Annotated in this window: 14 protein-coding genes; 5 read left to right on the top strand and 9 right to left on the bottom strand. The window is 69.9% G+C overall.

From position 1 onward, the window contains the following. Window positions 1-3: 3 nt before the first annotated feature. The 3 genes from sucD to ACYVKZ_RS05120 all read left to right on the top strand — a co-directional run bounded on the left by sucD (window position 4) and on the right by ACYVKZ_RS05120 (window position 2,776). A complete protein-coding gene (gene sucD / locus ACYVKZ_RS05130; protein WP_460990995.1) occupies window positions 4-939 on the top strand; it encodes a succinate--CoA ligase subunit alpha in 936 nt (311 codons plus the stop codon). Window positions 940-1,265: 326 nt separating this feature from the next. Beyond that, window positions 1,266-2,348, top strand: coding sequence for a zinc-dependent alcohol dehydrogenase family protein (locus ACYVKZ_RS05125; protein ID WP_460990994.1), 1,083 nt, complete (start codon window positions 1,266-1,268; stop codon window positions 2,346-2,348). Further along, window positions 2,345-2,776, top strand: a complete 432-nt coding sequence (locus ACYVKZ_RS05120; protein ID WP_460990993.1) for a nucleoside deaminase — start codon at window positions 2,345-2,347, stop codon at window positions 2,774-2,776. Before ACYVKZ_RS05125 ends, ACYVKZ_RS05120 begins: the two co-directional genes overlap by 4 nt. A gap of 45 nt (window positions 2,777-2,821) precedes the next feature. Here the strand turns inward: ACYVKZ_RS05120 and ACYVKZ_RS05115 are convergent, their stop codons facing one another. The 5 genes from ACYVKZ_RS05115 to ACYVKZ_RS05095 form a co-directional block, all read right to left on the bottom strand. After that, window positions 2,822-3,631 (bottom strand): IclR family transcriptional regulator, encoded by an 810-nt coding sequence (locus ACYVKZ_RS05115; protein WP_460990992.1) that lies wholly within the window; start codon window positions 3,629-3,631, stop codon window positions 2,822-2,824. 185 nt (window positions 3,632-3,816) lie between these two features. Beyond that, window positions 3,817-5,067 (bottom strand): M24 family metallopeptidase, encoded by a 1,251-nt coding sequence (locus ACYVKZ_RS05110; protein ID WP_460990991.1) that lies wholly within the window; start codon window positions 5,065-5,067, stop codon window positions 3,817-3,819. A 56-nt stretch (window positions 5,068-5,123) separates the two neighbouring features. Further along, window positions 5,124-6,497: an MFS transporter gene (locus ACYVKZ_RS05105; protein ID WP_460990990.1), complete on the bottom strand. Its 1,374-nt coding sequence runs from the start codon at window positions 6,495-6,497 to the stop codon at window positions 5,124-5,126. 109 nt (window positions 6,498-6,606) lie between these two features. Further along, on the bottom strand, window positions 6,607-7,398 hold the full coding sequence (locus ACYVKZ_RS05100) for a creatininase (RefSeq protein WP_460990989.1): 792 nt from the start codon (window positions 7,396-7,398) through the stop codon (window positions 6,607-6,609). A gap of 89 nt (window positions 7,399-7,487) precedes the next feature. Beyond that, window positions 7,488-9,050, bottom strand: a complete 1,563-nt coding sequence (locus tag ACYVKZ_RS05095) for a purine-cytosine permease family protein (protein ID WP_460990988.1) — start codon at window positions 9,048-9,050, stop codon at window positions 7,488-7,490. 166 nt (window positions 9,051-9,216) lie between these two features. Here ACYVKZ_RS05095 and ACYVKZ_RS05090 point away from each other — a divergent pair, with 166 nt between their 5' ends. Together ACYVKZ_RS05090 and ACYVKZ_RS05085 are read left to right on the top strand one after the other, a co-directional pair. After that, window positions 9,217-10,722, top strand: a complete 1,506-nt coding sequence (locus tag ACYVKZ_RS05090; protein WP_460990987.1) for a PucR family transcriptional regulator — start codon at window positions 9,217-9,219, stop codon at window positions 10,720-10,722. A gap of 177 nt (window positions 10,723-10,899) precedes the next feature. Continuing rightward, window positions 10,900-11,361: a DUF2087 domain-containing protein gene (locus ACYVKZ_RS05085; protein WP_460990986.1), complete on the top strand. Its 462-nt coding sequence runs from the start codon at window positions 10,900-10,902 to the stop codon at window positions 11,359-11,361. A gap of 106 nt (window positions 11,362-11,467) precedes the next feature. Here ACYVKZ_RS05085 and ACYVKZ_RS05080 read toward each other — a convergent pair whose 3' ends face one another. The 4 genes from ACYVKZ_RS05080 to ACYVKZ_RS05065 form a co-directional block, all read right to left on the bottom strand. Continuing rightward, window positions 11,468-12,826, bottom strand: a complete 1,359-nt coding sequence (locus ACYVKZ_RS05080; RefSeq protein ID WP_460990985.1) for an MFS transporter — start codon at window positions 12,824-12,826, stop codon at window positions 11,468-11,470. 112 nt (window positions 12,827-12,938) lie between these two features. Continuing rightward, window positions 12,939-13,718 (bottom strand): N-carbamoylsarcosine amidohydrolase, encoded by a 780-nt coding sequence (locus ACYVKZ_RS05075; RefSeq protein ID WP_460990984.1) that lies wholly within the window; start codon window positions 13,716-13,718, stop codon window positions 12,939-12,941. A 160-nt stretch (window positions 13,719-13,878) separates the two neighbouring features. Continuing rightward, a complete protein-coding gene (locus ACYVKZ_RS05070) occupies window positions 13,879-15,228 on the bottom strand; it encodes an MFS transporter (RefSeq protein WP_460990983.1) in 1,350 nt (449 codons plus the stop codon). Between the two features lie 136 nt (window positions 15,229-15,364). Then, entirely contained in the window at window positions 15,365-19,219 is a 3,855-nt protein-coding gene (locus ACYVKZ_RS05065) for a hydantoinase B/oxoprolinase family protein (protein WP_460990982.1), read from the bottom strand. Between the last annotated feature and the right edge of the window lie 116 nt (window positions 19,220-19,335).

Raw genomic sequence — 19,335 nt, 5'->3', positions numbered from 1 at the left:
AAAATGTCGATCTTCCTCAATAAGGACAACAAGGTCATCGTCCAGGGCATCACCGGCGGCGAGGGCTCCAAGCACACCGCCCGCATGCTCGCGGCCGGCACCAACATCGTCGGCGGCGTGAACGCGCGCAAGGCCGGCACCACGGTCTCGCACAGCGACCAGCACGGCAACGCCGTCGAGCTCCCGGTCTTCGGCTCGGTCAAGGAGGCCATGGCTGAGACCGGCGCGGACACCTCCATCGTGTTCGTCCCGCCGGCGTTCACCAAGGACGCCGTGGTCGAGGCGATCGAGGCCGAGATCGGCCTCGTCGTGGTCATCACCGAGGGCGTCCCCGTGCAGGACTCCGCCGAGTTCTGGGCCCTCGCCCAGTCCACGAAGGACGCGGCCGGCAACCAGACCACCCGCATCATCGGCCCGAACTGCCCCGGCATCATCACCCCGGGCGAGGCCCTCGTGGGCATCACGCCGGCCAACATCACCGGCAAGGGCGGCGTGGGCCTCGTGTCCAAGTCCGGCACCCTGACCTACCAGATGATGTACGAGCTCCGTGACCTCGGCTTCTCCACCGCCATCGGCATCGGCGGCGACCCGGTCATCGGCACCACCCACATCGACGCCCTCGCCGCGTTCGAGGCCGACCCGGAGACCAAGGCGATCGTCATGATCGGCGAGATCGGCGGCGACGCCGAGGAGCGCGCGGCCGAGTTCATCAAGAACAACGTCACGAAGCCGGTCGTCGGCTACGTCGCGGGCTTCACCGCCCCGGAGGGCAAGACCATGGGCCACGCCGGCGCCATCGTCTCCGGCTCCTCCGGCACGGCCCAGGCGAAGAAGGAGGCCCTCGAGGCCGCGGGCGTCAAGGTCGGCAAGACGCCGTCCGAGACCGCCCACCTCCTCCGCTCGGTCTACCCGGTGCACCTGGCTGACTCGAACCTCTGAGGTTTCTCACCTGAGGACCACGGCGGCCGGCCACCTCCCGCACGGAAGGCGGCCGGCCGCCGTCGTGCTCGGTGGAGGCCCGAGCGGAGCCCGACCACTGTTCGCGCGCTGCCGCGGCCGCACGCGGCGTGTCGGGGACGGCGCGCCGCCAGGCGGCCCGAAACCAGGTCGGACTCCGCGGAGGCGACTTCCAGAAGGTGACCCTCAGGTGGTGGCCCTCAGGAGGTGACTTCCAGGAGGTGACCCCCAGACGGGGTGGGTCGGCCGGGCGGGGAGAGCGGGAGTAGGTTGGACCTGAACGCAGCCACGCAACGCAAGGAGCCCCCATGCGCGCCACCATGATCCACGGAACCCGCGACATCCGCGTCGAAGACCGGCCCGAGCCCGAGGTCCGCCTCCCCGGCGACGCCGTGGTGCGCGTGACCGCGGCCTGCGTGTGCGGCTCGGACCTGTGGCCCTACCGCGGCGTGCGCGCCACCGAGGAGCCCCACCCGATCGGGCACGAGTTCGTCGGGATCGTCGAGGCCGTCGGCGATGACGTGACCGCGGTCAAGGTCGGCGACTTCGTCGTGGCGCCCTGGGCGATCTCCTGCGGCGAGTGCCCGCCGTGCCGCAACGGCGTGCAGGTCGCCTGCGAGCACCGCGCCGCGTGGGGCGGCTCCGACGAGCAGGGCCTCCCCGTGGACGGCGGCCAGGGGGAGCTGGTCCGCGTTCCCCTCGCCAATGGCACGCTCGTCCCGGTCCCCGGCGTGAGCGACCCGGACGAGGCCCTCACCAAGAGCCTGCTCACCCTCTCCGACGTCATGGGCACCGGCCACCACGCCGCCGTGGCCGCCCACGTGGGCCCCGGGCGGAGCGTCGTGGTGGTGGGCGACGGCGCGGTGGGCCTGTGCGCGGTCCTCGCCGCCAAGCGGCTCGGTGCCGAGCGCATCATCGCCATGTCCCGGCACGAGGACCGGGCGGCGATCGCCCGCCAGTTCGGCGCCACGGACGTGGTCGCGGAGCGCGGCAAGGACGCCGCGGAGAAGGTCCGCTCGATCCTGGGGGGCGTCCTCGCCGACTCCGTGCTCGAGTGCGTCGGCACCAAGGAGTCGATGGAGCAGGCCTTCGCCTGCACCCGGCCCGGCGGCAGCCTCGGGTTCGTGGGCGTCCCCGCCGGCGGTGCCGAGCTGCCGATCGGCACCATGTTCTCCAAGAACATCTCGGTGGGCGGCGGCGCGGCGTCCACCCGCGAGTACCTTCCCGAGCTGCTCGCCGACGTCCTCTCGGGCGCGATCAACCCCGGCCTGGTGTTCGACTCGGTGCTGCCGCTCGAGGACGCCGCCGAGGCGTACCGGGCGATGGACGAGCGGCGCTCGACCAAGGTCATGCTCGTCCCCGCCGGGGTCGAGCACGGGGCCCAGCAGTGAGCGCAGGGTTCGAGGCGGCCCTCTCGGCTGCCCGGGAGGGCCTGGCCCAGGGCGGGATCCCCATCGGCGCAGCCCTGGTCCGCGACGGCGAGGTGATCGCCGTCGGCCACAACGAGCGCGTCCAGAGCGGCGATCCCATCGCCCACGGCGAGATGGCCGCGCTGCGGGCGGCGGGCCGCCAGCGCACCTACCGCGACACCGTGCTGTACACGACGCTCGCTCCGTGCGCGATGTGCACCGGGACGGTCATCCAGTTCAAGATCCCCAAGGTCGTGGTCGGGGAGGCGCGGACGTTCGGCGGCGAGCTCGAGCTGCTGCGCTCCCGCGGCGTCGAGGTCGAGGTCCTCGATGACCCGCGCTGCGCCGAGATGATGGCGGACTTCCAGCGCGAGCACGCCGAGCTGTGGGCGGAGGACATCGCCGAGTAGGCCCGGGAGCCGAGCAGGCCGGGACAGGGCCGGGCTTTGCGCGCGTCAGCCCGCGGCCGCACGGCCTCCCGCGTTGCCGCCGAGCCGCCGGGTCACGTCCACGGCGGCGCGGGCGCAGGCCTCGCAGATCTCCGCGAGCCGCTCGGGGGACACCCGGAAGCGCGGCGCGGAGATCAGCACCGCCGCGACCACATCGCCCCGGTGGTCGTAGACGGGGGAGGCCACGCCCACCTCGTCCGGGGAGGTCTCGCCGTAGTTGACCGCGTAGCCCTTGGCGGCGGCGTCGGCGAGGCGCGCGGCGTAGGCGTCGAGCGCGCTGCTGTCGGCCTGCGGCAGCTGCACGGCGCCGGTGTCCAGCAGTTCGTGGACCCGCTCGGGCGTCTCTGTGGCGAGGAAGACCTGCACCGAGGCGGACAGCGCCGTCGCGTAGCGGGTCCCGAGGGTCGTGGTGTGCTTGACCTGGTGGCGGCTCGGAATCTGCTCGACCGAGATGGCCTCGTGGCCGTTCCAGAGCAGGAGCGCCGAGGTCTCGCCCGTCTTCTCGCCGAGTTCGCGGAGCACAGGGTAGGCGACCCGGCGCACGTCCAGGTCGGCCAGGAGCGGGCCGGCCACCGCGATGATGCCAAGCCCGAGCCGGAACCTGCGCGTCGGCTCGTCGCGCTCCACGAGCCCCTCGGACTCGAGGGTGCTCAGGATCCGGGACACGGAGCTCTTGTGCAGGCCCACCTGGGCGGCGATCTCGGTGACCCCCAGGAGCGGCTCGTCGACGCTGAAGCAGCGCAGCACCGCCACGGCGTTCGAGATGGGCGAGGCCGCGCGCCCCTCGCCGGCCTCACCGTTGCCGTTCTCAGTCATGGCTCAACCCTATGCGCCGGGGCGCCGGTGTGGGCTCGGTCATCGTGGTGTCCTCTCCTGGTGGCGCCCCGCGGGGCGCACGACGGCGGCGCCGCACCCCGCGTGAGGCGAGGTGCGGCGCCGTCGTGCTCACCGGGGCCGGCCCCCGTGACGGACCGGCCCCGGAACCGGGGCATCGGGGCGGATCAGGCCTCGATGATGTTCTTCTCGGGGCCGAACGGGAACTTGGTGATGTTCTCCACCGTGTCCTCGCCGATCACCAGGATGTCGTGCTCCCGGTAGCCGCCGGCTCCCGGGAGGCCGTCGGCGACCGTGATCATCGGCTCCATCGAGACGACCATGCCCGGCTCGAGGACCGTCTCGATGTCCTCGCGCAGCTCGAGGCCCGCCTCGCGGCCGTAGTAGTGCGAGAGGACGCCGAACGAGTGGCCGTAGCCGAACGTGCGGTTGGCGAGGAGCCCGTGGGAGACGTAGATCTCGTTCAGCTCGGCGGCGATGTCCTTGCAGACGGCGCCGGGCTTGATCAGCTCGAGCCCGCGGCGGTGGACCTCGACGTTGATGTTCCACAGCTCGAGGGAGCGCTCGTCCGGCTGGCCCAGGAACAGGGTGCGCTCGAGGGCGGTGTAGTAGCCGGAGGTCATCGGGAAGCAGTTCAGGGAGAGGATGTCGCCCCGCTGGAGCTTCCGGGTGGTGGCCCAGTTGTGGGCGCCGTCGGTGTTGATGCCGGACTGGAACCAGACCCACGTGTCGCGGACCTCGCGGTCCGGGAAGGTCTTGGCGATCTCGTGGACCATCGCCTCCGTGCCGATGAGCGCGACCTCGTACTCGGAGATGCCCTCGCGGATGGCGTTGCGGATGGCCTCGCCGCCGAGGTCGCCGATGCGGGCACCGTGCTTGATGACCTCGATCTCCTCCGCGGACTTGATCATGCGCTGGCGCATGGCGTCCTGGGAGACGTCGAGGAGCTCGGCACCCGGGAACGCGGCGGCGATCTTCTCGCGGGTCAGGCCCGGGAGGAAGTCGTCCTCGACGCCGAGGCGGGTGGCCTTGACGCCGCGCTGGCGCAGGGCCTCCTGCAGGCCGAAGAAGAAGTTGTCGCGGCGCCAGTCCGTGTAGACGATGTTCTCGCCGTAGGAGGTGCGCCACGGCATGCCTGCATCGATGTTCGCGGTGACCGTGACCGAGTCGTCGGCGGTGACGACGAGGGCGTAGTTGCGTCCGAACGTGGTGTAGAGGAAGTCGGAGTAGTACTTGATGCCGTGGTAGCTGGTCAGGATGACCGCGTCCAGGTCCTTGGCGGCCATGATCTGGCGGAGGCCGGCGAGGCGGCGCTCGAACTCGGCGTCGGAGAACGTGAGCTTTCCCTTGGTGCCGTTGTGGAGCACCTTGAGGCGCTCGAGCTCGGTGACGTTCGTGACGTTCGTGTCGACGGACATGGTGGGTCTCCTTTTCAGGGGTTGTGTGTGCGTAGAGGTGAGGAAGGTCGGAAAGGTCAGTGGGCCAGCGGCCGGCGGGAGGTCTCCTTGGCGCACAGGACGGCGATGAGGGAGACGATCGCGGCGGCGACGAGGTACCAGGCGGGCGCGAGCTTGGTGTGCAGGAGCCCGATCAGCAGGGTCGCCATGAACGGGGCCGTGCCGCCGAAGACGGCGTTGGCGAGGTTGAAGCTCACGGCGAAGCCGGAGTACCGGATGCGGGTCGGGAACAGTTCGGCGAGGAAGCTCGGCAGGGTCCCGTCGTTGAGGGTGAGCATCGCGCCGAGGAAGACCTCGACGAGCAGGATCACCGCGAAGTTGCCGGAGTCCAGCAGCATGAACGCCGGGACCGTGAGGAGGATGAACAGGATCGAGGCGGACAGGAGCACGCGCTTGCGGCCGAACCGGTCCGAGGCCATCCCGGTGAGGAAGATGAAGCCGATGTAGGTCAGCAGCGCGATCGTCGTGGCGAAGAAGGACTCCGTGGTCCCGAAGCCCAGCTCCGTGGAGAGGTAGGTGGGCATGTAGGAGAGGATCACGTAGAAGCCGACGGCGTTGAGCAGCACTGCGCCGACCGCCAGGATGAGCGAGCGCCAGTGCTTGACGAACATGTCCTTGACCGGGGCGTGGGTGACCTCGTCCTCCTGGGCCAGTTCGCGGAACACGGGGGTGTCCTCGAGCTTGGTCCGGATGTACCGCCCGATCAGGCCCATCGGGGCCGCGAGCAGGAACGGCAGGCGCCAGCCCCAGGCCGCCATCTCCGAATCCGTGAGGACGATCGAGAGCAGGGCCGCGAGGAGCGAGCCGAGCAGGAGGCCGGCCGCCGTGGAGGCCGGGACGACCGCTGCGTAGAGGCCACGGCGGTGGGCGGGGGCGTACTCCACGAGGAACGCGGAGGCGCCGGCGTACTCGCCTGCGGCCGAGAAGCCCTGGATCACGCGGATCACGAGGAGGATGATCGGGGCCCCGACGCCGATCATGGCGTAGGGCGGGATGAGGGCGATGCAGAACGTCGCGCCGCTCATGATGAGGATGGAGAAGGAGAGGGCCGTGCGGCGGCCGAGGCGGTCGCCGATGTGGCCCCACACGAAGCCGCCGAGGGGCCGGACGAAGAACGAGATCGCGAAGACTGCGAAGGTCGCCAGCAGTGCGGTCTGCTTGTCGGAGTCCGGGAAGAAGGCCGCGGCAATCGTGGAGGCGAGGTAGCCGTAGACCGCGTAGTCGAACCACTCGACGAAGTTGCCGATGAAGCTGCCCCACAGGACCCGACGGCGGGCGTCTTTGCCGATGCCGTCGGACCCTGCCGGGGAGGGCTGTCCGCTCAGCGGCACGTCTGCCTCGTGCCCGGCGCTGGTCGGGGATGCCAGGCGGGGGGAGTGTTCAGTGCTCATGGGAAACCACCAGAAGCTTGGGGTTGCGTTTACCGCAACTCGGTTGCACCAGACTACGTGTGGTCTGGGTCACGGTCAATAAGTCGCACCGATGTTGCGGCAGTTGCAACTAGATGACGGCGAGGGGCGAGCTGGAGCGCAGCTCGGCGTCCACCTCCGCCGCGAGCGCTGCGGAGGTCCGCTCGAGGAGCAGGGCGCCGGCCTCGCCCGACGCAGCCGCGGCGGAGGACAGGCACCCAGAGGCGGGGGTGAGCTCTGCCCGCACCGGCAGGACGTCGTACTTGGGCAGCTGCGCGGCGGGCAGGTCCATGACCCGGTCCAGCTGCACCCGCTCGGGATGCAGGTGGAGCATGAGCGAGGTCTCGAGGACGCCGCCGTGCTCCACGTCCCACCCGGGGAAGGCGCCGCGGTAGATCTGCTCGATCGTGTCCTCGTCCACGAAGTCCCAGTAGGACAACAGGAGCGCCGAGATGTCCTGGCCCCGCAGGACCAGCTCCGAGGTGGCCTGCTCGACGCCCTCGTAGAGGAACTGGTAGTTCTCGAAGTGGCCGTTGAGGAAGACGAGCCGCCGGGCACCGTGCCGCGCGAACTCGAGGGTGAGGGTGCGGGCGATCGAGATGAGCGTGGCCGCGTCCAGGCTCGTCGTCCCGCCGAGGTGGTTGCCGCCGCCCGAGCGCTGCTGCGACTTGTAGCCGTACACGATCGGTGCGGCGACCAGCCCTCCCACGGCCTCGGCGAGCCGCTCGCTCATGGCCCGCGACAGGACGACGTCCGTGTTGAGCGGCAGGTGCGGGCCGTGCTGCTCGATCGAGCCCACCGGGATGATGATCGGCGCACCCGCCGCGATGGCCTCGCGGTAGGTGAAGGCGTCGATCTCCTCCATGAAGACGCTGCTGGGCATGGCTCCTCCTGGGAACGTGTTCGGGGGTGTGTCTGGGGCGCCGGCGGCGGGCGGGCCCGCCGCCGGCGGTGATGGGGTGCGCGAGGGGGCTACGGCGCCACGGCGGCGGGCGAGTCGGCGGACGACGCCGGGTGCTCGCCGTCGTGCATCGAGGCGTCGCCGTGGGAGGCGAGGTACTCCTCGTCGCTCACGTCCGCCCGGATGCCGAGCGGGACCCCGTGGTGGATGCGGCTCTTGAACCGCGGGTAGCCGAGGGCGAGGTAGAGCAGGCCCGAGGTCAGGGTGCCGGCCAGCCAGGAGAGGTCCACGCCGCCCATGGCGGTGGCGATGGGGCCCTGGAGGAGCGGATCGCCGCCGTACATGAACAGCCACGTCATGATCAGGCCGGCGAGGAAGGAGACCAGGGCGATCGGGTTGACGGCCTTGAGGCGCGTGTCCTTCGGGTCCAGGAAGAGGTAGCCGAAGTTCTTGTGCTTGCGCTCGAACACGAAGTAGTGGACCGCCATGATGCCGCCCCAGGTCGCGACCCACGCGACGATGGCGCCGAGCCAGCTGTCCAGGAGCGCTGCGAAGTCCTCGGCGAAGAGGAAGAAGATCACCGCGACCATGGACAGGCAGCCCACCACGATGGAGAGCGCACGCCGGCCGATGCGGATGTCGAGGGCCTGGGCGGCCACGCCGAACGTGTAGAGGTTGATGATGTTCGTGGCGATCGGGCCGTGGATCACGAGCAGGATCACCGGGATCGCCATGACGCCGAAGCTCTTGACGATCAGCTCGCCCGGGTCCGCGGTGCCGTTCATGGTCGCGAGGCTCGCGCCGAGCAGGCCCAGCCACACGACCGGCAGGAACTGGCCCAGGACCGAGGTGAAGTAGAGCTTCTTCTTGGGGATGCTCTTGGAGACGAAGCGGGAGTAGTCGGGGGCGTAGGTGAACCAGCCGATGCCCCAGCCGATGCCGATCGCGGTCATGATCCCGGACATCGCGGCGATGCGCTCGCCGCCGGTGAGGATCGCGCCGGCCGGGCCCGCGTAGTGCCAGTCGATGGGCAGCTGGGTCCACGCGATGATGGACATCGCGACGAGGACGAGGAGAGTCGGCGGCATGGTGATGCGCTCGAACTTCGCGATCGCGCCGTAGCCGCGGTAGCAGATGGTGACCTGGATGCCCATGATCACGGCGGCGATGCCGATCTTCCAGGCCAGGTTCTGCTGGGTCGGGTCGACCCAGCCGATCATGCCGAAGAGCGCCATCACGAGGTCGAGGATGACCCACGTGTTCACGGCGGACCAGCCGACGGCGACGAGGGCCTGGATCGCCGCGGGGAGGTAGGCGCCGCGGCGGCCGAAGGCCCCGCGGGCCAGGAGCATTCCGGTGGCGCCGGTCTTCTGCCCGAGGAGGACGAAGAATCCGAAGCCCACCATGCCGATGACGTTGCCCAGGACGAGCACGGTCATCGTGTCGGCGAGGCCGAGGCCCATGTTGATGCCGAGGGCACCGAGGATCCAGTTGATGGGGGCGACGTTGGCCCCAGCCCAGATCCAGAACTGCCCGGAGACCTTGGTGGTGCGAGCAGACTCGGGGACGGGCTGCAGCACGTCTTCGACGACGTGTGTGGCGTCCTCAGTCTTGCTCTGAGTGCGAAGGCTCATGTGAGACTACTTTCTCGTAGTGTTCGCTGGGGGAGCGAGTAGCCGGCTGCCTTCAAGCGTAGATGTGCGGCGCGTCACCACCTAGATACGTTGTGTCGCCCAGACAAGGGCTTGTGGGTGACAATCTGTCTACCCGTGTTATCTCCCGGCCGAGAGTGAGGCCCCCATGTCCCTGCCCCTGATCGAGATCCTCGCCGGCGGCGTGCTCGCCAGCGGGGCCCCCGTCGTGGTGGGCGGCCAGCGCGCAGTCGAGGGCGCGCGGGTCCGGTGGGTCCACTCGAGCGAGGTCCTCGAGATCGCGCCCCTCCTCTCGGGAGGCGAGCTCCTCCTCACCGGGGGCGCGGCGCTGCTCGCGCTCAAGCCCGGGGCGCAGGCGGAGTACGTCTGGAGCCTGGCCTCCCGGCGCGTTGCCGCGCTCGCCGTCGAGACTGCCGGCAGCGGGCGGCATCTCCCCGCCGAGCTCGTGGCCGCCGCGGACGAGGCCGGGCTGCCGCTCATCGAGCTGCGCCAGGTGGTGCCGTTCGTCGACGTGGCGGAGGCCGTGAACCGCAGGATCGTCTCGGGGCAGGTGCACGCGCTCCAGGTGGCGGACGGCCTCTCACAGGCGCTCACCGAGAGGATTGCGAGCTCGGGAGCGGTGCTGGGGCCGCTCGTGGGGCTCATCGCCGAGACCCTCGGGGTGCACGCGCGGGTGGTGGACACGCGCGGGGCGCTGCTCGCCGCCGCCGGTCCGGACCCGGCGCCGCACGCCCACGGGCCCGACACCGAGCTCACGGTGGGCGGCATCGGCGCCGCGCGGCTCGAGCTGGTGGGCGGCCCCCAGGCGGACGGTGAGCTGCTCGAGACCGCCCTCGCCCGGGTGCGGAGCATCGTCGCGCTGGCCCTGGCCCAGCAGCACCGGCCGAGCCTGGCCAGGCTTGCGGAGGACGAGCTCCTGCGCCTCATCGGGGCGGGGGGCGGAGGGGACCGCCTCATCGAGCTCTGCCAGGCGGCCGGGGTAGCGCCCGACCAGCCCCTGGCCATGGCGGTGATCCGCCGCCCGGCGGACGGGGCCGCGGAGTTCGAGCAGCGGGCCCGCACCGCGCTGCCCACGGCTCTGCTGATCGTCGACGGGGCGTGGGTCGACATCCTCCTGGCGCTGCCCGCGCGCGCCGGCCACGGAGAGCGCGAGCGGCTCCTCGGGATGCTCCGGGACTCCGTGGAGGGCAAGGGGCTCACCGGGGCCCTCGGCCCGACGGCCCCGACCATCCGGCAGGCGGCCTTCTCGCTGGCGGAGGCGCGGGCCACGTGGAGGATCGGCCGCTCTTCGAAGTGGACGGACGCGATCTACGACGCCTCCGACTTCCTGGTCGAGCGTATGGCGGAGCGCTCGCTGTCGCGCGGCGCCGTCGATGCGCTCGTCGAGGAGTCGCTCGGCGAGCTCATCCGGCTCGACCAGCGCACGGGCGGCGAACTGGTGCGTACGCTGGACGTCTGGATCACCGCCGGGTGCAATGCCACCGACGCGGCCGACATCCTCTTCCTCGAGCGCCAGTCGCTGCACAAGCGGCTCCGGCGCATCTTCGCGGCGATCGGGGGCGACCCGCGGGGCCGGGGGAAGCTCGGCGCGCTCGCCTTCGCGGTCAAGCTGGTCCGGGGCAACGCCCAGCTGCGGGACGACCCCCGCCCCTGACCCGCCGCCACCCGTTTCGGGTACGCATCTCGTCGTGCTTTTCCCGTTCCGGGTACGCATCTCGTCGTGCTTTTCCCGTTCCGGGTACGACGGCGGCTGCGGCCTCCCGCAGGGCGCCGTTGCCTTTGGCGGCACGTCCGGCGGGCGCGCCCTGCACCCTGGGTGCACAGTGGAGCTATGCAGCACGTGATCCAACTCCTCGCCGCCCTCGCGAACGACCGCGCCCGCGCGCGCTTTGCCCGCGTGGCGCTCGCAGGCGAAGAGGGGGTGGCGCCGGACCCGTCAGCGGACCGGCTGCTGCGCGCCGCCGGGGTGCTCGAGGAGCTGCCGGGCGGTGCGCTGCGGATCGACGAGGCTGCGCTCGCCTCATTGCTGGCCCGGGCCAGGGCCGCGGTGCCGGCCAGGCCGGCGGGGAAGGTCGACCTCCTCCCGCGCCAGCGCGGACGCCGCATCCAGCTCCTGCGGGAGCTCGCCGCCGACGTCCTCGGCGAGGACGAGCGCGTCCCCGAACGCGAGCTCAATGCGCGCCTCTCCGAACGCGTGCTCGACATCCCCGGGGTGCGGCGCGCGCTCGTGGATGAGGGGATCGTGGGCAGGGAGGCCGACGGCCGCGCGTACTGGCGCTCCAACGAGGGCTGATGCCCCGATCGCGGCGTGCGTCGGACATGCAGAGACGCCCCGTCGCCGGGGACGACCCTTGAGGGCGTCCTCCCGGCACCGGGGCGTCTCGCGAGGCGAGCGGCGCTCAGGCGCGCTGGGAGACGGAGCGGTGCGGCGCCGTCGTGCCTCCGTCGAGTGATCGGTGCGCCGTCTCCGGGAGCAGCCAGGCCGCGACGAGCGCGCCGACGGCGATGACCGTGAGGTAGATCGCGGGGGCCAGGGGGTTGCCGGTGGTCGCGATGAGCCACGTCGCCACGAACGGCGCCGTCCCGCCGAAGACGGCATAGCTCACGTTGTAGGTGACGGCCGACGCCGTGTAGCGCACCTCGGTCGGGAAGACCTCCGAGAGCAGCACGGCCGTCACGACGTTCGCGGTCACGGCCCCGAGCGCGAGGAGCGCCTGCCCGCCGAGGGCCGCGCCGAAGGTCCCGCCGGAGGCGAGGAGGTAGGCAGGGATCGCGAGGCCACCGAGCAGGAGCGACGACGCGACCATGGTGGGCCTGCGCCCGATCCGGTCGCACACCCGGCCCAGCACCGGGGCGAGGGCCGCGGCGAACCCGAGGGCGATGACGTTGCTGAACAGCACGAGGTCGGCCGGCATCTTCACGACCTCGCGCAGGAACGTGGTCATGTAGGTGGAAAACGTGTAGAAGCTGAGGGCGGTGAGGGCGATGTACCCGCCCAGGACGAGCATCGGGCGCCATTGGAGGGCGAACGTCCGGCGGAGGGGAGCGTGCTCCTTGCCCCGCTGCGCTTCGAGGGCAGCCTGGAAGACCGGTGACTCGTCGAGCCGGCGCCGGATGTAGAACGCCACGATCCCCAGAGGCGCGGCGACGAGGAACGGGATGCGCCAGCCCCACGCGTTCATGGCGGCGGCGCCGAGCCCCGCCGTGAGCCCCCAGCACAGCAGGGCGGCCCCGGAGAACGAGCCGAACGTGGCGGCGGGCATCCAGGAGGAGTAGCGCGAGCGCTGGTCGGCGGGAGCGTGCTCGATCACGTACGCGACGGCGCCGGCGTACTCGCCGCCGGCGGAGAGGCCCTGGACGCTCCGAGCGAGCGTCAGGAGGAGAGGCGCGAGGACGCCGACCGCGCCGAACGTCGGCAGGAGGCCGATGGCCATGGTGGCGCCCGACATGAGGAGGACGGTCAGGGCCAGCACGCGCTTGCGGCCGATCCTGTCGCCGAGGACGCCGAAGATGGCCCCGCCGATGGGCCGGAGCGCGAACGCGACCGCGAAGACGGCGAAGGTCTGGAGCAGGCCGACGACGTTGTCGCCTGCGGGGAAGAAGGCGTGCGCGAGCTGGGTCGCGAGGAAGCCGTACACGGCGAAGTCGAACCATTCGACGACCGTGCCGGCGGCTGCCGCGCCGGTGACCTTGCGGAGCACCGACTGGGGGACGGGGGCGGTCTGGCCGCCAGGGGCTGAAGGGGCTGCGGGGTTCATGGGGGGCTCCCGGGGAGGGTGGGATCGTTCGCGGGGCGTCCGAGGTGCTCGACGCCAGAGTATGCGCAGCGCCCGCCGTCGGGCGAAGACGGCGGGCGCTGGACGGTACGGGTCAGGCCGGATCTGCGGGGGCCTCTACCTCGCGCTGGGGATCCGAGAGGGTCTTCGGGACCGTGTCCTCGAACCTCGGGAGGCCATTGAGGTACTCCACCACCGAATCCGTGGACTCCACGTCACCGAACTTGTTGTCGATGTCGTAGAGGTTCCACTGCACCACGCCCGGGACTCGGTCGCCGATGGTCTCCCTCGCGATGATCGGGCGGAAGCCCTTCGCGATCGCGTCCTCCACGGTGTGGCGCACGCACCCGGCCGCGGTCGCGCCGGTCACGATCAGCGTGTCGATGCGGTTGGAGGTCAGGAAGAGCTCGAGGTTGGTCCCGGGGAATGCCGAGGCGCGGTTCTTCTCGATCACGACCTCGCCTTCCGCGGGCGCGATGCGGTCGTCGATCTGGGCCCAGTAGGAGTCCGCCGGAAGGGTCTCCACGGGGATCTTGGAGTACCACAGGCCCATGTCGTTCGTCCCGGACGTGGCGTCGCGGTTGCGGTACACGTTCGTGGTGTAGAAGACCGGGACGCCCTTGGCGCGGGCGGCCTCGTTGATCCGCTGGACGTTCGGGATGATCTCCTCCATGCCCGGGCAGCTGAACGGGTGGCCCGGACGCGTCCAGGCGTTCGCGAGGTCGATGTGGATGACGGCGGGGCGGTTGCCGTAGCCGATCCGACGCTTGAAGCCGCGCTCGTTGTAGATGCCGGTGCCGGCTTCGAACGCCTCCTCCAGCACGGCGGCAAGACGGGTCTCGATGTCCTGGCCCACTGCGGTGTCCTGGCTCATGGTGAACTCCTTCGAATTTGCTCTGTATGAGGGTGGTTTGCTTTCTTAGCAACACGCAGAGAGCATGTGATCCAGCTCTCATTCGTTGCTGTGTGACCAATCTATTTGCTGATAACGCAACAGGCAAGAGGTTCGGCGAACTTTCTCTCCCGGCCTCTTCCTAGTCTTGGCGGACGGTACGCGGGTTGATGTTCCGGGCCGCGAGGATGAGCAGCCCCGAGGCAAAGATGGGCACACAGCCGATCCAGAAGGCCGCCGTGCTCCACGTCCACCCGGCGCCCAGGGCGAGTGTGACCAGGAAGCTGCTGATGATCGCCCCGACCTGACCGCTGGCATTGATGATCGAGCCGCCCGTGGCCCTCGTCCGGACGGGGAAGCTCTCGCCGTTGAAGAACAGCAGCGCGGAGAACGGGCCGATGAGGAAGAACAGGCCGGCGCTGTAGAGCGCGACGACGATTCCGAAGTTCCCCGACGGCGCGAGCAGCATCGCCGTGAAGGAGGCACCGCACAGGACCCAGCCGATGGCGATCGTGTTGCGCCGGCCGATCCGGTCGCCCAGCCAGCCGTGGAACACGTAGCCGGCGAAGGCGGTGGCGTTGGAGACCACGAGGATCACAAGGGCGTTCGTGAACGGGATGTCCTTGCCGTCCGGGGCGCTCAGGAGGGACGTCCCGAGGATTGCGAATACGAGGACGCCCACCCAGTTCAGGAGGAACGAGAGGCCGATCACCACGGTCGAGCGCAGCGACTCTCCCCGGAACGCCTCGGCCAGGGGGGAGCCGTTCGTGTTCGCGTGCCGGTGCGCCTCGAACTGCGGGCTCTCCTTGAGCCAGCGCCCCGCGATCACGATGAAGATGGCAGGGAATGCCGCGACGACGAAGCACAGCGCCCAGCCGCCCACAGGGAACAGGAGGTAGATCGAGGCGGCCGCGAGCACCGAGCCGATCGGCCAGCCGGACTGGACGAGGGAGTAGATGAGGCCGCGGCGCCGTGCCTTGGCCGGATCGGCGTAGGCATGGGCAAAGAGCTCGTTGAGGTAGGCGGCGTTGACTGACTGCTCGGCGTAGCCGAGGCCGGCGGCCGAGCGCACGAGGATGAGCAGGACGACGCCGATCCCGCCCACGATGCCCACGGCCCAGCCCGCGACGGCGGTCAGGAGCGAGGCGATGGCCGCGCCGACGACGGAGATGAGGATGCCCTTCCGGCGCCCGATCCGGTCCACCAGGGGGCCGACGGCGAACGCCACGAGCGCCGTGCCCGCGGTGACCCACGTGTTCACCGCCGTGGACTGCGCCGGGGCCCAGCCCACCTCGGCAGCGAGGACCGGCAGCAGGTTGCCGAACAGGACGAAGTCGTACACGGCGAACGTCCACGCGAAGAAGCAGATCCACGTGGCGATGCGGACGTCACGCGGGGTGAGCTGCCCCGCGGTGGCGTGCGCCGCCGTCGTGCGCGCGGCGGGCGGCTCGGACGCCTTCGTCGGGTCGAGGGTGCTTTCCATCGGTTCCATGAGTACTCCTGGGGTGAGGTGGCTGGTGAGCCGGAGGTGTGGATGGGCATGGAAAGGGCGGCCGGGTGGGACGCTGTGCGTCCCCCCGGCCGCCCCAGTGACTGGATTCGATGCGGTACTGCTGGGTGTTGCGGAACTAGACGGTGGCGTAGGTGGTCGCCGGGGACCGGCGCTCTGCGGTGCGTGCGGCGTCGACCGTCATGGTGGCGGGGTCGATCACCACTCCGTAGTCGCGCTCGGCGGCCTCGAGGGTGGTGAAGCCGTCGAGGACGTCCTCGAGGACCTTCTCCGGATCCCGCTGGTGCGGGTCGCCGAAGCCGCCGCCGCTCGGAACGGTGATCTGGAGGGAGTCGCCTGCCAGCAGCTGGCGACCCGTGACCTTGGACGGCCAGGATTCCTCGCCGGCGCGGCCCGGGTTCTTCACGAGCGAGCCATTGAGGCCGTCGTGCCCTCCGTACGCGCCCCACGGCACGTCCGACTCGTGGCGTTCGCCCTCGCAGGTGATCACGGTGTCCGTGAGGAAGGTGTTCTCCCGGACAATGCCGATTCCTCCGCGGAACTCACCGGCGGCCGCCGGCTCGGGCCGCAGCTCGTAGCGGTCGGTCCGCATCGGGAACCGCCACTCGAGCTCCTCGATCGGGTTGTTGCGGGTGTTGGCGATGAGGTTGTCCACGGAGTCCGGACCGTCGCTCGTGGCGCGGGCGCCGTAGGAGCCCTCGTTGACCTCGAGGTACACCCAGTACTCGCCCTGCTTCTCGTCCCATCCCGAGTAGGAGATGAAGTGGATGTGGGCGGAGTTGCCAGCGGTGACGCGGTCGGGAATGACCGGGGCGAGGGCCCGGAGGGCAAGGTCGACGGCGCGCTGGACCTGGGAGAACCGCGAGAAGGTCGCAGCCGGGTACTTCGGGTTGAAGATGGTGCCCTCCGGGGCGATCACCTTCAGCGGCTTGAGCATCCCCTCGTTCTGCGGCACGAACACCGGGAACGCGACCTCGTCGAGGAACATCATCCGCGTGATGAAGGTGAACGCGGAGACCGTAGTGCCCTCGAAGGCACAGTTGTAGGCGGTGGGCACCTGTTCGGAGGACCCGGTGAGGTCGTAGGTGATCTCATCGCCCTGCACGATCACCTTCACCGCGATTGGAAGCTTCTTGCCGTAGTTGCGGCCGTCGTCGTCCAGATAGCCGACCTCGGTCTCGTAGACACCGTCCGGGATCTTGGCGATCTCCTGACGCAGCATCCGCTCCGAGTAGTCGATCCAGCTCTGGCCGGCATCGCGCACCGCGTCGAAGCCGTATCGCTCGATGAGGGCGAGATAGCGGGCCTTGGCCAGCTCGCAGGCTGCGATCATCGCCTGGAAGTCGCCCTCGTTGGAGGTGGGCGTCCGGGTGTTGTTGAGGATGTGGCGGATCAGCGATTCCTGTCGCACGCCCTTCTCGTAGACCTTGACAGCGCGGAAGATGGTGCCCTCGGACTGGATGTCCTGGATGTCCACCATCAGGCCGGAATAGGCGCCGCCGTTGTCGATCAGCTGGCCAGAGGCGCCGGCGAAGCCCACGAGCTGGCCGTCGTGGAAGATCGGCTCGATGATCGCCACGTCGGGGGAATGGGTGGCACCGAGGTAGGGGTCATTGTGAAGGATGACGTCGCCCTCATGGATGTCCTCGCCGAGGACCGAGATGACGCCCTTGACGATCTTGGGCATCGAGCCCATGAACATCGGCGTGGAGTCGGACTCGGCCAGCACATTGCCGTCCCTGTCGAACAGGCCCGCGCCGAGGTCCTCGGACTCTCGGATGATCGAGGAGTAGGCCATGCGGAACAGCACCGAGGCCATTTCCTTCGCTGCGGAGTTCAGCGCGCCGCCGATCACACGCATCAGGATCGGGGTGGCGAGCTTCTCGGCGGTCTGGGCAGCGGCCGGGCACTCGATGACGAGGTTGCCGGCGGGGTCCACGGTCCCGGAGAATCTCGGGGGGACAACAACGGTGGAGTCGTACTGCTCGATGATGGCGGGCCCAACGAAGGTGGTGCCTACTCCCATCTTGTCGCGGTCATAGAAGCCGGTGTCCACGGTGACGGGCTTGCCATCCTGCTCGAACGTCACCGGGCGGGTCTCCACGAGTGCTTCTTCGAGGGAACCGGACGTGGTGGTTTCCGGCGTCGGCAGCTCGTCCATCACGGCGCTGGCGTCGACGCGGATGTTGATGACTTCCACGGCGCCGTCCTTGAAGCGGTGGCCGTACTCCTCGAAGTGGGCGTCGTGGAAGGAGGCTTCGGCCTTCTCCAGCCAGGCCTGGTCGACAGGCCCTTCGGGTGCCACGAAGCGGATCTCGTACCCCTGGCCCTCGTAGCGTGCGTCCGCGAGCCAGACGAGCTTGCGTCGCCCGGCGGGCACGTCCTCGGCGTCGAGCTGCGCGTTGGCCTCCCGCTCCAGCGCCTCGTAGGAGGCCTGGATGGCGGCGGGGTCGGCGTTGGCGAACGTGAACCGTCGGGTCGCGACGAACTCGTACTTCTCGTCGGTGGCCAGCAGGCCGGTGGCGGCAATGATGCCGGGGTGGGCCGGAATCAGCACCTTCGGGACCTCGAGCTCGGCCGCGATCTCGCAGGCGAACAGTGCACCGGCACCGCCGGCGGCGACCAGGGTGAAGTCGCGCGGATCGTAACCGCGGCGTACGGAGTTCTGCTCGATCGCCTGGGTCATGCCGAATTTCTGGATCTGCAGGGCGCCGAGGGCGGCCTCCTCGATGCTCATGTCGAGGCGGTCTGCGACCTTGGCCATCGCGGCGCGGGCGGCGTCGACGTCGAGCTTCATGTCGCCGCCGGCGAGACTACGGCGGGCGCGCATGCGTCCGAGGATGAGCTGGGCGTCGGTCGACGTCGGCTCCGTGCCGCCGCGGCCATAGCAGACCGGACCCGGAACGGCGCCCGCCGACTGGGGGCCGACGCGGAAGACCCCTCCGGCGTCGACATAGGCGATCGAGCCACCGCCAGCACCGATGGTGTCGATGTCCACCATGGGCACCATCGCCTGGTGGTCGCCGATCTTGGTGTCCAGCAGGTGGCGCATGCGCAGTTCACCCTGGTAGGCGACCCCGATGTCCGCCGAGGTGCCTCCGATGTCCAAGGTGACGACGTTCTCGAAGCCGGACTGGCGACCGGCCCACATGCCCCCGATCAGGCCGCCGACCGGCCCGGACATCATCAGCGTGACGGGCCTCTTGGCGGCCTCTTTGATCGGCACCATGCCGCCTGAGGACTGCATGAGGAGGACCTCGCGCTGGTAACCGAGCGCCCTGACCTGGGAGGCGAGCCGGGCGAGGTACTTGGAAACCTTGGGTCCCACAAAGGCATTGAGCGCGGTGGTGGAGAACCGCTCGTACTCCCGGTACAGCGGCACGATGTCGCTCGAGAGGGAGAGGTAGGCTTCGGGGAACTCTTCGGCCACGATCTCCCCGATCCGCTGCTCGTGGGCAGGGTTCAGGTAGGAGTGCAGGAGGCAGACCGCGATGGCCTCGACGCCGGCGTCCCTGAGCTGGCGGACGCGCTCGCGGACCTCGTCGGTGTCCAGGGGGACGAGGACATCCCCGTTCGGGGCAGTGACGCGCTCTTTGACCGTGAGACGATGACGGCGCTTGATGAGGGGCTTGGTCTGCCACGGCATGTCCTGCTGCAGCGAGAAGTTGTGCGGCTTCTTGTGCCGCGCGATGTGCAGGATGTCCCGGAAGCCCTCCGTGGTGATCATGCCCACTTCGGCGCCGGTGTGCGTCAGGGCGATGTTCGTCGCCACCGTGGTGCCGTGCACGAGCTGGTCGATCTCGGCGAGGTCGGTACCGGCCTTCGCGACGAGCCGCTGGAGGCCCTCGATGACGGCCTCAGACGGATCGTGCGGAGTGGAGGGCACCTTCTCGATGACAGCCCTCCCGGCTTCATCGTCGGAGAAGTAGAGGTCGGTGAATGTGCCGCCGACGTCGACGCCGATACGCTTCATGTGGCTTTCCTTTCGATCGCTCCGCCCTGGGGCCGGCGGAAACGGGATTTTGTTGCTCGACCATCAAGCTAGTTGGGTGGTTAGCAACGTTGGTTTCGAACAGGTAAGACGTTTCG

The organism is Sinomonas soli, from assembly GCF_054782415.1.
Note: the sequence above shows the minus strand (reverse complement) of the source record. Positions and strands in the feature narration are given on the sequence as shown.